Origin of the sequence: Paenibacillus sp. 79R4 (assembly GCF_013393165.1) — a bacterium.
GTDB lineage: Bacteria > Bacillota > Bacilli > Paenibacillales > Paenibacillaceae > Fontibacillus.
Genome location: NZ_QJOT01000021.1, coordinates 14,699 through 29,555, shown reverse-complemented (window position 1 = coordinate 29,555; position 14,857 = coordinate 14,699). Strand labels below are relative to the sequence as shown.

At 46.7% G+C, this 14,857-nt stretch carries 11 protein-coding genes; 9 read left to right on the top strand and 2 right to left on the bottom strand.

Annotation, left to right across the window (positions count from 1 at the left end):
- Positions 1-184: 184 nt before the first annotated feature.
- Positions 185-595, bottom strand: coding sequence for a MarR family winged helix-turn-helix transcriptional regulator (locus DMN77_RS21355; RefSeq protein ID WP_068781443.1), 411 nt, complete (start codon positions 593-595; stop codon positions 185-187).
- Between the two features lie 196 nt (positions 596-791).
- Here DMN77_RS21355 and DMN77_RS21350 point away from each other — a divergent pair, with 196 nt between their 5' ends.
- From DMN77_RS21350 to DMN77_RS21320, 7 genes are all read left to right on the top strand, one after another.
- Positions 792-2,060 carry an MFS transporter gene (locus tag DMN77_RS21350; protein WP_068781442.1) on the top strand — a complete coding sequence of 423 codons (1,269 nt, stop codon included), beginning with the start codon at positions 792-794 and terminating at the stop codon, positions 2,058-2,060.
- Positions 2,061-2,264: 204 nt separating this feature from the next.
- Positions 2,265-3,362: a DUF3900 domain-containing protein gene (locus DMN77_RS21345; RefSeq protein ID WP_068781441.1), complete on the top strand. Its 1,098-nt coding sequence runs from the start codon at positions 2,265-2,267 to the stop codon at positions 3,360-3,362.
- Positions 3,363-3,558: 196 nt separating this feature from the next.
- Entirely contained in the window at positions 3,559-5,220 is a 1,662-nt protein-coding gene (locus DMN77_RS21340) for a spore germination protein (protein WP_068781440.1), read from the top strand.
- Positions 5,221-5,242: 22 nt separating this feature from the next.
- A complete protein-coding gene (locus DMN77_RS21335) occupies positions 5,243-6,337 on the top strand; it encodes a GerAB/ArcD/ProY family transporter (protein WP_179016251.1) in 1,095 nt (364 codons plus the stop codon).
- 1 nt (position 6,338) lies between these two features.
- Complete coding sequence (locus tag DMN77_RS21330; protein ID WP_068781438.1) at positions 6,339-7,535, top strand: Ger(x)C family spore germination protein; 1,197 nt, start codon at positions 6,339-6,341, stop codon at positions 7,533-7,535.
- 867 nt (positions 7,536-8,402) lie between these two features.
- Complete coding sequence (locus DMN77_RS21325; protein ID WP_179016250.1) at positions 8,403-9,950, top strand: 2-isopropylmalate synthase; 1,548 nt, start codon at positions 8,403-8,405, stop codon at positions 9,948-9,950.
- Positions 9,951-10,015: 65 nt separating this feature from the next.
- The gene (locus DMN77_RS21320) at positions 10,016-10,819 is read left to right on the top strand and encodes a class I SAM-dependent methyltransferase (RefSeq protein WP_179016249.1); all 804 of its coding nucleotides are present in this window, start codon (positions 10,016-10,018) and stop codon (positions 10,817-10,819) included.
- Positions 10,820-10,887: 68 nt separating this feature from the next.
- Here the strand turns inward: DMN77_RS21320 and DMN77_RS21315 are convergent, their stop codons facing one another.
- Entirely contained in the window at positions 10,888-11,814 is a 927-nt protein-coding gene (locus tag DMN77_RS21315) for an L-lactate dehydrogenase (RefSeq protein WP_068781435.1), read from the bottom strand.
- Positions 11,815-12,320: 506 nt separating this feature from the next.
- On the opposite strand from DMN77_RS21315, the gene DMN77_RS21310 reads away from it, so the two are divergent.
- Entirely contained in the window at positions 12,321-13,274 is a 954-nt protein-coding gene (locus tag DMN77_RS21310; RefSeq protein WP_068781434.1) for a polysaccharide deacetylase family protein, read from the top strand.
- A 121-nt stretch (positions 13,275-13,395) separates the two neighbouring features.
- A complete protein-coding gene (locus DMN77_RS21305; RefSeq protein WP_179016248.1) occupies positions 13,396-14,685 on the top strand; it encodes a WD40/YVTN/BNR-like repeat-containing protein in 1,290 nt (429 codons plus the stop codon).
- Positions 14,686-14,857 lie beyond the last annotated feature (172 nt).

Sequence of the window (14,857 nt, the reverse complement as noted above, 5' to 3'; positions counted from 1 at the left end):
GCGGCTTGAAAATATCAACAAATCTCATTTATTATAAAATTACATCATATGAAAAATTCATAATAGAAAGACCCAAAAACGTATCTTGCTGCTTCGAACAATAATGCAAATTTTACATTTTTTAGCGCTAACATCCACCGTCAAAAAGATGCAGTTGAAAACTCCAAAGCAGAAAAAAGCTCTTTCAATTAAAGGTTCGGTTGAGCTTCTTCAAGAGAGCGCCAAATTGTTCAGCTTCCTCATCGCTCCAATCCTTCAGCAGATTGCTGATCCGTTCCTGCCGCGCCGTTCTCGCTTCCTGAAATTTATGCTGCCCTAATTCGGTTACCTCCAGAAAAAAAGCTCTGCCATCAGACGGATCAGGGGTGCGCAATACATAACCTTTCTCTTCTAACGAAGATACCTGTCTGCTGACGGTCGATATATCAAGATGGAATTCATCGGCCAAAGTCTTAATTCCAGCCTTTCCATGCCTCATTATTTGATGCATTAAGATATAGGCCGAGCGGTCAAGCACCTCGTGCTTACGATTAGTCATTCTGCGGTATAGGATTGCAAGCTCAAGCTCAATCTTATCCAGATTATAATGTTCCACTTCAACTCACCTCAAATAATTATACAAGCTGTATTATGTCCACCAACTAATAGTAACACATTGCGCATAGCAATATAAATTCAAAGCAAGTTGATCGAAATTGTATTGACAAGATCGAAAGTAGTTGTATAATACAATGATGTAGTTGTATTGTACAATTACATTTTATAGAAACAGAGATGGAGGGAAATGATACATGTCTTCAAAATCAGCGGCACTATCTGCCGAATCAAGTCTATTGGAGCCGGAACAGACCGCAACGAGCTTGCTTAAGCAGCCAAGAGCGGTATGGGCTGTATTCTTTGCCAGTATCGTTGCCTTCATGGGTCTGGGGCTGGTCGATCCGATTCTGCCAGCGATTGCAAAAAATTTAAATGCCAGCAGCAGTGAGGTATCCTTGCTGTTCACAAGCTATAACGCGGTGATGGCGATTGCCATGCTGATTACCGGCGTGATATCTTCAAGACTGGGAATAAAAAGAACCTTATTGCTCGGCATCGTTATTATTGCGATATTCTCATTTTTAGGCGGCTACTTCGACAATATATGGATGATCATCGGCATGCGTGGAGGCTGGGGCCTCGGTAACGCGTTGTTCGTAGCTACCGCATTGTCAGCGATTGTTACTCTCTCCGGCAGCGGCACGACACAAGCGGTCATTTTGTATGAAGCCGCGGTCGGTTTAGGCATTTCTGTCGGGCCATTGCTTGGCGGATGGCTCGGAGCCATCAGCTGGAAGGGCCCTTTCTTTGGCGTAGCTTCATTAATGGTTGTAGCTTTCATCGGCCTTAGCGCATTTATGCCTCGGTCTAAGGTTTCAGCTTCGGCAGGCGAAAGTTCCGGAACACCTTCCAAAACCTCAATTTCAGCACCCTTCCGTGCTTTGAAGCATCGCTCTTTACTTGTTCTCGGATTAACTGCCTGCTTCTACAATTTTGGATTTTTTACACTGATGGCTTATGCGCCTCTAGTACTGGGTGAGATGGGCGTGGATGAGCATGGCCTCGGTTATATCTTTTTGGGCTGGGGAATCTTGCTGGCGATCACATCTGTATTCGTGGCCCCGATTTTGAAAGAAAAATTCGGCACCATTAAGTCGATGAGCGCGTTGTTGTTCTTGTTCTCTCTCTGCCTGCTTGCGATGGGGATCTGGACAGATTCCAAGCTGGCTATCATTATCTCCGTAATAGCTGCCGGTGCGTTGCTGGGCAACAATAACACATTGATTACAGCTGCCGTTATGAATGCAGCTCCGGTTGAGCGCTCTACAGCCTCGGCTGCCTATAGCTTCCTGCGCTTTATCGGCGGAGCGATTGCCCCTTATTTGGCGGGGAAATTAGGCGAAAGCTTCAATTCTCATGTGCCATTTATTGTGGGAGCTGCCTTTGTGCTCATCGCTGTCCTGTTCGTCTTTATGAACCAGCACCATGTCAAGCATGTGGATGATGCTCCAAGCGGACATTAATACCAATAGCTGCTTTGGATGGGATTCATTTTTTGGATGAATTTTAATCCCGGCCAATCAATACTCTGGAACGATCGATCAGCAACCGGATCCGTTCCAGGGTATTTTCATTTTATGGACACAACACCTTCGCGACATATTTCGTGATATAATGAGCTATTGTCTGCTACGGATTTTTCAGATGCGTAAAGGGGTTATTATTTCATGAAATTTACGGTTAATTACTTATCATTCTTCGTTATTCAGGTTGAGGGCAAGGAAGGCCAGACAGTCAAGAATTACAAGCATTTTCAGACGATGGACGGCTACGAGTACGTGGACAGTGAGATCCGTTCTTTTCTGGACGGGGAGTTCTCACGGATCGCCAAGCGCAAGGTGGAGAAGAATCCTGCGGTGGAGCAGGCTCCAACGAAGATAGGGCGTTTTATTGTAGAACCTGGCTATGAGTTGGACAGCAATCCGAACTTCAATATGTTCGCGAGACTGCGCGGAGCTGAGGATAAGGAAGATTACAAGAATGCCTGTGATGATCTGGTTCGCAGCTACCTGGATACGAGCTCCGTTCGCGGAGGAGCTTTGATCGTTATACAGGCGAAGCTGGAGAAATATTCGGAGGATCCGTATATCTTCGTACTGAAATGTGACTTTGAACCGAAGATCGCCCGGATTTCTGATGAACGCAGCCTGATCAGTACGGTTGAGATGGCGATCAGTGCGCGTAATATGAAATCAATCCTATATCCGCATATGTATGAGGAAGGGATGGTTGACGAATGGGAATTGAAGATTCATCAATCCTCCCATGCCAAATATTTTGAAGATTTCCTTCGCTTTGTTACGTATGAGATGTCGATCCCGGAGATCGTCAATGAGCAGGTTATGGAGTTCGTCCAGACTTATGTTGAGAACAAATGGCCGGATGAGAACGAGGAAGAGCGCCAGCAGGTAGAGAAGGAAATTGAGTTATGGGCGGCGAGTGAGAAGCGGGTGATCCAGGATAAATGGGAGCCGGCAGAGGTTATTGAGGCCGCCGAGCGTATTGTAGAGATTAAGCCGGAGATTGAACTGAAATTCAGAATCGGCGATACGGTCGTTAAGGGAAAATTAGCTGACTTCGGCAATGAGGTTCATATCGCCAAGTTGAATGGCCGTTATGCGGTTATCCTCGAAGGTGAATCTATTTCTTTTGATAAGGCATTCTCTCCGGTAGAGCTGCTGCAGCCGGATTCATTTGAGGTTGTCGCTCAGCGGATCATGGATAAGAAGGTAGAGGTAGAGGACGATGATTTGCCTCCTTTTTAGGTTTTATTTTTGATCATCATACAACAGGCAACAAGCGCTTATTCGCTGCGGAATAGTTTACCGCCGGATAAGCGCTTTTTCTTGTGGACACATGCTCCTTTTGCATGATTTGGACAGTTATGGAAAGACTACATGTTGCGAATATTACGTCGAATTTCGGTAATCTCATGGCTTTTGAGCCGTTAGGATGATAAATATGTGGAAATTCATAGTATCCCATTTTCCGGGGTGGGACGTTATTCTTCAAGCGGTCATGTCATTGGTTCTGCCGGTGGTCTTCTACTTTCTGTCTAATTGGTTGAAATCCCAATTGAACAATCGCAGCTCTGCAAAGAGCAAGGGGGCAAGTACGTCGAAAGCTGCAAGTAATAATGACGGGGGAGAGACTCCCGGCGAACAGCCGGTAACGGGGAACTATGACCGTGATCTTGCGGTGCTTAAGCAGCAATCCGTTCGTCATTGCGATGTTCATATTCGGGAATTCATCCTCCGGGAAGAGAAAAAGGCCGCTCTTCTGTATGCAGATGGTCTTTATGATAAAAATCTGATGGATACACGGGTGCTGGAATCATTGATGAACCATTGTGGGGATGACCCCCCTATTCCCATTACGAGGGAAAGTCTGTTGGAGCAGATTCTGTCCATTAGCCAAGTCAGCGATACTCGCCATCTGGATCAGGTAATAGAAAGCATATTAACGGGTTCTGTAGCGCTGCTGGTTGAAGGGGTAGAAGAAGTGGTGTTTATGAACGGATCTGCCGGAAATAGCAGGCCTATAGAGGAACCGGTATCCGAAGGCCTGTTAAGAGGCCCGCGCACTGGCTTTACAGAAACCTTAAGCGAGAATACCGCCTTATTAAGGCGTCATGGCAGGAACGAGAGCCTGCAGATGACCAAATTCAAGGTTGGAGCGCGCGCCCAAAAGGATCTGATCATCGCTTACATGAGGGATATCGCCAATTCTGAACTGGTCGAAGAGGTTATCCGCCGGGTTGAAGCGATCAATATGGACTATGTGGCGGAATCAGGTTATGTGGAGCAGCTGATTGAGGACAACAGCATGAGCCTGTTCCAGCAAGTCCAGAACACCGAGCGGCCGGACCGGGTCATCGGTGCTTTAATGGAAGGCAGGGTAGCCATTTTACTTGATGGAACTCCCTTTGCATTAATTGTTCCCGTGACCTTCAGCATGCTGCTCCAGTCGCCGGAGGATTATTACGAGCGCTGGATACCAGCTACACTACTGCGGTTGTTGCGATTTTTCACCGCTTTTTTAGCCGTATTTACACCCGCTATATATATCTCCTTTATTACCTATAATCAGGGACTGATTCCTACTGAGTTAGTAGTCACGATTATAGAGGCCAGGCAGACCGTCCCGTTTCCCTCGATAATTGAGGCGCTAATTATGGAAGTTTCGATTGAAATCCTTAGAGAAGCCGGCATTCGGCTGCCCAAGCCAATCGGCCCTGCGATGGGTATCGTTGGAGGTCTGATTATTGGCGATGCTGCGGTAAATGCGGGGATTATCAGTCCTTTCCTGGTTATTGTTGTGGCGGTAACGGCTATATCATCCTTTGCTATTCCATCCTACAGTGCCGGGATTACTCTACGGATGCTGAGGTTTCTGGCGATGTTCTTTGCGGCGTTTCTGGGGCTGTTTGGAACCGTGCTGTTTTTCATCTTGATCTGCAGCCATCTGTCGAAGCTGAAGAGCTTTGGCGTACCATATGTCAGCCCAATGTCTCCATACCGGTTGAATGACTGGAAGGACTTTGTATTTCGCATGCCATTCAAGCTGATGAACCGGCGCCCCATCCTGATGAAGACGAAGGATTCCAGCCGCAGAAGTAAATGAGGGCGTGATCGAGGAGGATTATATGTTAACCGAGGATAAGAAAATCACGACTTCACAAACCGCAGTGATTATCAGCAACTGTATGCTTGGGTCGGGGATACTCACTTTACCAAGAGTACTTGCTGACAAGATGAATAACTCTGATGGCTGGATATCCATTATCCTCGGAGGCATTCTGGTCGTGCTGACCGGAACCTGCATCGTTAAGCTATGCCAGCGATTTCCGGGCAAGACACTTTTTCAATTTTCCAGAGATCTTATGGGAAAGTGGCTGGGAAGCTTTTTTAACGTTGGAATTGCGGCTTTTTATATTTTTATAGCTGCCTTTGAGCTGAGAGTGATGTTCGAAGTAACCACGCTCTACCTGCTTGAGGATGTTCCCCGATGGGGGATTATGATGTCCTTTATTTGGGTTGGCTTATATCTAATCCTGGGTGGGCTTGGGGCGATAGCCCGATTATACGAGATCATACTGCCAATCACTATCGTGGTATTTGTTTTTTCGATGATTCTGAGCAGTAAAGTGTTCGAAATAGACAATTTGCTCCCTGTGCTTGGTGACGGAGTTCTCCCAGCATTGCAAGGTGTCGGTTCAACCGTGCTCGTATTTCTGGGGCATGAAATTATGTTCATCCTCACCGCTTCAATGAAGCATCCCGGAAAGGCCGGGACGGCGCTAGTTATGGGGATTACGGTCCCTTTATTCCTGAATCTGATCGCTTTCATCATGGTGATCGGCGGAATTAGTGTGCATGGGGCCGTCAGCAGTACCTGGCCGATCGTGGATTTATTGCGAAGCTTCGAGATTAAGGGGCTTTTCTTCGAGAGGTTCGATTTCTTCCTGCTTGTTGTCTGGATCATGCAAATTCTAACAACCTTCTCTATTTTGCAATATATATCTACAACCGGGATTGCACAAACCTTCCGAACAAGCAAGAAACCGATTCTATATTTATCGATGCCGGTCATATTTATCATTGCTTCGTTTCCCCGAGACGTAAATGAGCTCTTTCAGTTCGGTGGCTTCTTTGCTAATGTCGGGGTTGCTATATTCATCATTCTGCCTCCATTAATGCTGCTATATGCCATTATTTTCAAAAAGGGGGATGCGAGGTGAAATGGATCGACTGAGACGATATATACTGGCTATCTTCCCGCTCTTGCTTTTGCTGACTCTTACTACCGGGTGCTGGGGAATTAAAGAAATCGAGGATCAGACGGTACTTGTGGGGCTGGGGATGGATGTGGCCGAACCATCGAAAGAAGAGAAGGAGCTGGCCATGAATGGGAATGCCTACCCCAAGAAGGATCGGGTTACACTCACTTTTCAAATTATTCCTTTTCAAAAAAGACCAACTTCCGGCAAAGCGGATAAATCAAGCAGCGATTTATATTCGAATATTCAGGAAACCGGGGACTCTCTGTTCCAAATGATCCGTCAAATGGCCACCCGGAGATCCAAGCCAATGATGGGTCATCATGTCAAAGTGATTGTTATTTCAGAGGAGCTTGCACAGCGAATAGAAATTGACAAGCTGTTGAAATTCGTGCTAAGGGATAACGCGATCAGACCAAGCTGCCTTGTATTAATGAGCAAGAGCAAAGCGAGCGAGGTACTTGTCAGCAACAATTCCGGCGAAATCCCCTCCTTGGAGCTTACCGGCCTGACCGAGAACGGGGGCAAAGCCAATAATGTATTACCTCCTAAAAATCTCACCAAGCTGAACGGAATCATAAATTCCGGCACAAGCTTTACTTTGCAGAATCTGTCCAGCTCCAAGGATGAGGTAGCTATTGCCGGATCCTCCATCATTCAAGGGAAGAACAGGAAATGGATCGGATCGTTATCCGTGCGGGAGACTCAGGCACTGTCCTGGATTCATGGGTCGATCCATGGCGGGGTGCTTAAGACTTATGACAAGGATGGCAACGTGCTGATCTACGAAGTGATCTCGGCCAAGTCAAGCACAAAATCGCAGGTCAATGGGGACAATATCTCGTTTCATGTAAAGATCGAGACGAAGGGAAGGCTTATGGAGAACTGGGATATGGAGGAGTCCGCCGGCAACGAGGAATTTATCAGCGAAGCGGAAGAAGCCTTCAAGCAAGAGCTGAATACGATGATGAAGGATGTCATTCATAAAATGCGTGATGTATACCAGGTCGATGTTGGAAGATTCGGGGATCATCTTCGGATGCAGCATCCCAAGGTTTGGAGGAAGGTGGAGCAGGATTGGGATCGTGTCTTTAGTAAGTCGGAAGTGACGTATGATGTTGATTTGATCATTGAGGATACAGGCTCTTCCGTTAAGTAACTTGCTCCCCGGGAGCAGGGGCAATACAAAAAAATAAAAATAACGGTTGACTAAAATCTAAATTTGTGAATATAATATGATCAAGTTTTTGAAAAGATTGGCTATGAAGAGGAGCAGGTCATACGGGCGCTTATGTCCAGAGAGCGGTGTAGTTGCTGAAATCACCGCCTTAATCCCGAGCACCAACTCGCCTCTGAGCTGCTGTCCTGAACCGCTGATTAGCGTTAGGGATGGCCGGTCTGCATCCGTTAACGTGCGCAGATAGCGAATATTTTCGCTCTGCCTGAGGCTGTACATTAAGCAATGTATAGTGAAGCTGGGTGGTACCACGGAAGCTAACCCCTTTCGTCCCATGGCGCATTTGATGCGCGGGATGAGAGGGGTTTTTTGATTTGTTATTGATTGTTCCGGCGTAAAAAAGCCTGGAAGTACATGTTTAAAAAGAGGGCTTTTTAAACAACCTCTAATCGAATAGGGAATAGCTAAGATAAGGACCGGATACGAGGGATTATGTCCAGAGAACGGCGAACATGCTGAAATCGCCGCCTTAATCAGCGTATCAACTCGCCTTGGAGCTGCATCTCCGAACGCTTCTGTATATAGCGGATGGAAGTAATTAAGAGATGCCGGGTTTTGCCCGTTATTGCATCTTTGGATCTGACCCTAAAGTGGTTATGATTCATCTGAGGCCGTAAATTACAGTTTGGCAGTTTCAGGGTCCGCCTGGAACCTGCTGGCTTGAGGTAGACGGCAAAACAAGGGTGGTACCGTGGAAGAGAACCTCTTTCGCCCCTGCACAGGTTATTTGGCCTGTAGCAGAGGCGTGAGAGGTTTTTTTAATATCATTTTGAAGGGATGGAACAGAAAATGAGGAAAATTTACGTGTTTGATACGACATTGCGTGATGGGGAACAATCGCCGGGAGTAAGCCTGACGACGGAGGAAAAGGTGGAGATTGCGATTCAGCTTCAGAAGCTGGGGATCGATCGGATTGAAGCGGGCTTCGCCGCAGCCTCTCCGGGAGAGATCGAGAGCATCCGTGCGGTATCAAGACAGGTCAAGAATGCAACGCTGCTGAGTCTGGCCCGTTGTCACATGAAGGATATCGATGCAGTTGTAGAAGCGCTGCGTGAGGCCGAAGATCCTTGCCTCCATCTCGTGTTGGCCACATCGCCGATCCACCGGGAGCATAAGCTTCATATGGATAAGGCAAAAATTTTGGAGACGGCTGCATCAGCGATTCGCTATGGCCGGAAGTTCTTCAGCAAGGTTGAATTCTCCGCAGAGGATGCCAGCCGCACCGAGATCGATTTCCTCTGCGAGGTGACCAAGACGGCAATTGATGCCGGAGCTTGTGTTGTTAATTTACCGGATACTGTGGGTTTTGCAACTCCCGAGCAATTCGGCAATATGTTCAAGACGATCAAATCCAGTGTACCGGGTATTGAGAAGATTCAGCTAAGCACGCACTGCCATGATGATCTGGGGATGGCGACGGCCAATACGCTGGCCGCGATCGCAAACGGTGTTGATCAGTTTGAGGGAACCATTAACGGGATTGGCGAGAGAGCGGGGAATACATGCCTGGAGGAAGTCGCGTTGGCCCTGGAGACGAGAAGTGATTATTACGGGGCGAAAACATCCTTGAACTTGAGTGAGATCTACCGTACTAGCCGTATGGTCAGCAAATTAACCGGGATGAGCGTGCCTGGCAATAAGGCGATTGTAGGCGCGAACGCATTTGCTCATGAGTCGGGCATTCATCAGGACGGTATGCTGAAGAATCGCAGCACCTATGAGATCATTACGCCGGAGACGATTGGCGCAAGCTCAAGCAAGCTCGTGCTTGGCAAGCATTCAGGCCGCCATGCGTTCAAGGAGAAATTAATCGATCTGGGCTATGAGCTTAACGAGGAGCAGCTTAATATCGCTTTTGCCAAGTTCAAGGTATTGGCGGACCGCAAGAAGAATATTCTGTCCGAAGATATCCGGGCTTTGCTGGACGAGAAATTGGCAGAGGGACCTAAGCCGCTTACGCTGGACAATATTCAAGTGTCTTATGGAAATAAGACGATGCCTACTGCAGCGGTTCGTATTATGAAGGAGAACGGGGATAGGGTAGAAGAGGCCGCGGTGGGCAACGGATCGGTGGATGCTGTGTACCAAGCGATTGCCAAAGCAACTGGCATTGCTGCCGAACTGGAAGACTACGCAATCCATTCGGTAACCCATGGAACGGATGCGCAAGGTGAGGTTCATGTGGTGCTGAGGCAGGGGGAGGCATCTGCTAACGGCCGCGGCGTGAGCACAGATATCATCGAGGCGAGTGCGAAGGCTTATCTGGAAGCGATGAATCGTCTCATCAGCCGCCAAGACCGCGAGAAGCGTCGTGAAGGAAATATTGTGATTTACTAAATAGAAGGTCAGTTTACTTATTCCAAAGCGAACTTTGAACAACTTCTGAGGAAGTGGGTGAATGCATGAGTGATGAAGCGGCAAAGAGAAGAGCGGTATTAAATCATTCTGGTGTGATTGACGCACGTACGCTGGCGGATTCACACAGGCGGCTGGCCGAGCTGATCAGACCCGGAATGCGCGTACTGGACATAGGTTGTGGAACCGGAGCAATTACGCGGGGAATTGCAGAGATCACTGGCCCGGAAGGTTTAGTCATTGGCATCGATAACGATCCGGATTGGATTGCCAAAGCGAGAGCAGAAATGCAGGGAACAGCGGGGATCTCCTTTGAAGTCGGAGATATCTATGATCTTCCGTTGGAACAGCAATTTGATATCGTGACTTCTGCCAGGGTGTTGCAATGGTTGAGCCGCCCTTACACGGCAATTGAACAGATGGTCAAAAGGGTTCGAAGCGGTGGGAAATTGCTCATACTTGATTATAACCATCATAGAATAGAATGGAGTCCACCGATTCCGTCGTCGATGCAAAGTTTTTACAATGCTTTCCTGAGTTGGCGCTCAGATGCCGGGATGGATAATGAAATGGCCGACCATTTGGCCGAGCTGATGGAGAGGACCGGTGAACTGAACGATATCGTATCTCTGTCCCAACTTGAATTCACTCAACGCCAAGATCCGGATTTTATCCACAAAGCACTGATCTGGGCTGAGGTTGCTGATTTCAAAGGCAAGCAGATGGTGCAGGATGGTTATATCTCAGAGCAGGATCGGGCCAGAGCGGAGAGGGATTACCGCCTTTGGGTCCAGAGCCAGGGTGAATACCAGCAAATGTATCTCCAATCCGTCGAAGCAACCAAAATATAAATATCATGTTTTACTAAAAAAAGCAGCCAATTCGCAGGTTAACCCGCATGTTGGCTGCTTTTCTTATTTTACAGTTCAAGTTCGGCAATAGCGGCCTTGAGTTTGTTGGCTGAAGCTTGGAATTTCTCAAGTTCTTCATCATTAAGTTCAAGATCGAGCACTTCTCGCACTCCTGTACTGTCTACAATACAAGGTACTCCAAGATATACATCCGATACTCCGTTGTAGTCATTCAACAGGGTAGAGACGTTCAGGACGGAAGCTTCATTCTTCAGAATAGAGACGATGATCCGATCGAGCGCCAGGGCAATGGCATAGAAGGTTGCCCCTTTTGCATTAATGATCTCATAGGCGGCATTCTTGGTGCTCTCGAAAATACTTTCCCGCTCTTCATCTGTGAATTCCACATCGATCCCGGCTACGTTAGCTAGGCTCCACAATGGCAATTCGGAATCCCCGTGCTCCCCGATAATATGAGCATGAATACTGCGCGGATTGATCTCCTTCGCCTCGCCGATCAGGTAGCGGAAGCGTGCGCTGTCAAGCAGCGTGCCGGAGCCAATGACCCGGTTGGAAGGGAAACCGCTCTTCTTCAAGGATACATAGGATAAAATATCCACTGGGTTCGTAGCGACAAGGATGATACCATGGGTATTGTACTTCACTATGTTCTGGATGATGCTGTCAAAAATACGGGCATTGCGCTTCAACAGGTCGATTCTTGTCTCGCCGGGCTGCTGGGACGCTCCGGCTGCAATGACGATAATGTCGGCGCCAGCGCAATCGCTGTAATCGCCCGCCCAGATTTTCATGCCGCCTGTAAAAGGCAGACCGTGGTTCATATCAAGAGCTTCCCCTAACGCTCTCTCTTTGTTTGCGTCAATCAGAACCAGCTCTGATACTCGTTCCCGAAGCAATAAAGTGTAGGCGGTGGTTGCTCCAACGGCACCGGTACCGATAATAACGACTTTACTTGAAGAAACTTTAGGTTCCATGATCTTCACTCCTTATTGGCTCGATAAGTAGTACATATATGTATGTACCCGGTAAATCGTACTTCATTCATTGTACATGAAATGGGTTAAATTTGAAGCAAAAAGTTATGATTTAAACTACAAAATTTTAATATATATTGTCGAAAGAAATATGCCAACATGGATTCGTTATCCTTGGTGATGGTTTATTTATGTCATAATACGACGCATTTTATGCAGGACTGCCTGCTAGTGATTCAGATATACTTACTTAGCCGTAATAGATTGTAACCATTCTGTAAGGACGGCGTAAGTTAAATATATTATTCTATTAATGTTAATATAAATAAAGATAGGAACAGCGGTGATATTGAATGTCTAATTCCAGAAACACGCAAGATCCAGTCATCATGAGACCAAGAAAATCGAGAAACAAGAGAAAACGTCGAATTAAGCCCATTGTTACTATCGCGATAATTTTGGCGTCGGCTGCAATTATTTTATCTGTAGTTGCATCGAAGAGTTTAATGAATGATAAGACAGGTTCCTCGGCTACGGTCGTATCTCCTCAATTGGAAAGTCAGAAGGACAATTCCACTTCCTCGGGACCTGAAGCTGTTCAAGAGGGTGATAACCCTGCTGATAATTCTTCAAATAAGGATGGAAATTCAGACCAACCTTCCTCTAACACGAATTCTGATGATCATGGCAAGCAGGAGGAACAGGATCAAGGTCAAGGGGCTCAAGACCCTAAGGATTCCGGCAAGGACGACTCCCAGGCAGATAAGGATCAAGGCAAGAACCAGACTCCGGCAGATAAGAACAACGATGCTTCGAAGAAGCCGGTGGAGAAGGATGATCAAAATAACGCTAAGAAAGTGATCTACTTAACGTTTGACGATGGTCCCGGCAAGTTTACATCACAGATTGTCAAAATACTTAATGATAACGGGATTCATGCTACTTTCTTTATGGTCGGCGGGAATTTGTCAGGCAATGAGAAAGCAGTAAAGAAGGCGTATGAGGCAGGCAATTATATCGGTATGCATAGTATGACTCATGATAAGAAGAAGCTGTATGATCATGGCAGTGGTCCCTTCATTAAGGAGTTCCAGAAGGAACAAGGAATGATGGAGGAGATTATTGGAACGCCGCCATGGCTGATCCGTGCTCCTTACGGAAGTGCGCCAATGATTGATAAGAAATTCCGTGATGACATCGTTGATGCTGGCTTCAAAATGTGGGATTGGACGGTTGATTCCATGGACTGGAGTTATTCGAAACACCCTGAGAAAATTTTGCAGCAGGTGAAGAAGCAGGTTCATCGCGACAGAGAAGTCATTCTTATGCATGAACGATCTCAGACCGTTAAGATTTTGCCGGATGTGATCTCCTATTTGAAAAGTAAAGGTTATACCTTTGCCGTCTATAAGCCTGATCAACATTTCTCGGTGAATTTTGCCAAAGACAATAGATTGTAATTAGCTTGTAAAGCCGTAATAGCTCAATAATTAAGCTTAGTGAGAAATGAAAGAGTCCTGGAGAGAAATCATATAGTATAATGATTGGAATGAACGAGATGTGAAAGCGAGGTTTTAGTTCTTGAGAAGGTGGTATACGTTAATCGTGATTGTCACAGTAGCGGGCATGCTGCTGACTGCCTGTTCTTCCCAAGCGCCTGCAGTTGATCCTAAGGATCAAGCGGGTGAGCTTTCTGAAGAAGGACAAACCTTGACTGTTATTAATATGGATTCCGTAGGAAATAAACCGGCTGCGAATAGTCCTGCTAATGAGACACAAAAATATGAGATTCAGACTAGGTTGACGGATTTTCAGCTGCTGGGGGATTCCACGGGCCTTGCTTGGGGAACAACCCGCAGTGAACTTCGTCTGTACATGACAAATGACAGCGGTGAAACTTGGACCAACATATCTCCAGCAACGTCGGTGTTATTCTCCAGCAATCCCCAATATGGGAAAGACATTTATTTTGTGAGTCCGACCCACGGCTGGATTATCCGTAATTTTAGCGAGTCCGGCGAGGCCATTGTGCTTCGGACGATTGATGGGGGAATTACCTGGAAGATGACCTCTTTGCCCAAGGCAAATGAGGTTGCTTCCGTATTCTTTATTAGTGAGGACCGGGGCTGGATCTTAACGATTGATAACAGTCAAAAGAACGATACAACGAAAACGCTGTATTTAACCAATAATGGCGGAGCAAGCTGGAAGAAGGTAATGAGTTCTCCATTGTTCCCGACAGGGCCTGAGGCCACGAATTCAACGCCAATTCAGAGCAACTCCGTATCCATGACATTCTCAAACGACAAGCTGGGATACATTAGTGCGGTGGAGTTCGGACATCCGGAGCTTTATGTGACGAGGAACGGGGGAACCTCCTGGAATAAGAGCGATCAATTCTTCGATATGAGTAAGTATAAGAATTGTTCCGGTTTTCTGACGGGGGCGCCTACTTTCTTCAATAATTCGGATATCGGCTGGATTCCGGTGGGATGCTCACGGGATGATGCTGTGAAGTATAACGGATATTTTACAACGGATGGCGGGAAGACCTGGACCTATGCTCCATTTGATATCGATTGGATTACGGAGACGAATAAGGGAGCTGCCCCATTCTTCCTCAATAGCCTGGAAGGCTGGAATATTCGTAACGGTGCGGTATACCACACAACGAATCAAGGAAAGACCTGGACCGCATTGCCGGTTAACGGGAAGCTGCATGATGTGATGACGGATTTAGCATACAATCAAGTGGTAAAATTGCAATTTTTCACGGCGAAGTTCGGCTGGCTGCTTGTGGCCAAGAGTGACGGGAAACGCTCACTGCTTATGCAGACTTCGGATGGGGGAAGAAGCTGGCGCGTGCTGTAGCACATGCCGGCTTTTTTTATAGGGCCAGTAAGTAGAGGAGAAATTGAATAAAAAGAATTTGTGATATTTCTAATATTGTGAAAATAATCACATGTTGACCTGAAACTTTGTGATATATTTAACTTGTAAAGAGGAACAGAAATAACAAGAGAGAGTCTAACGAAAATGAAAC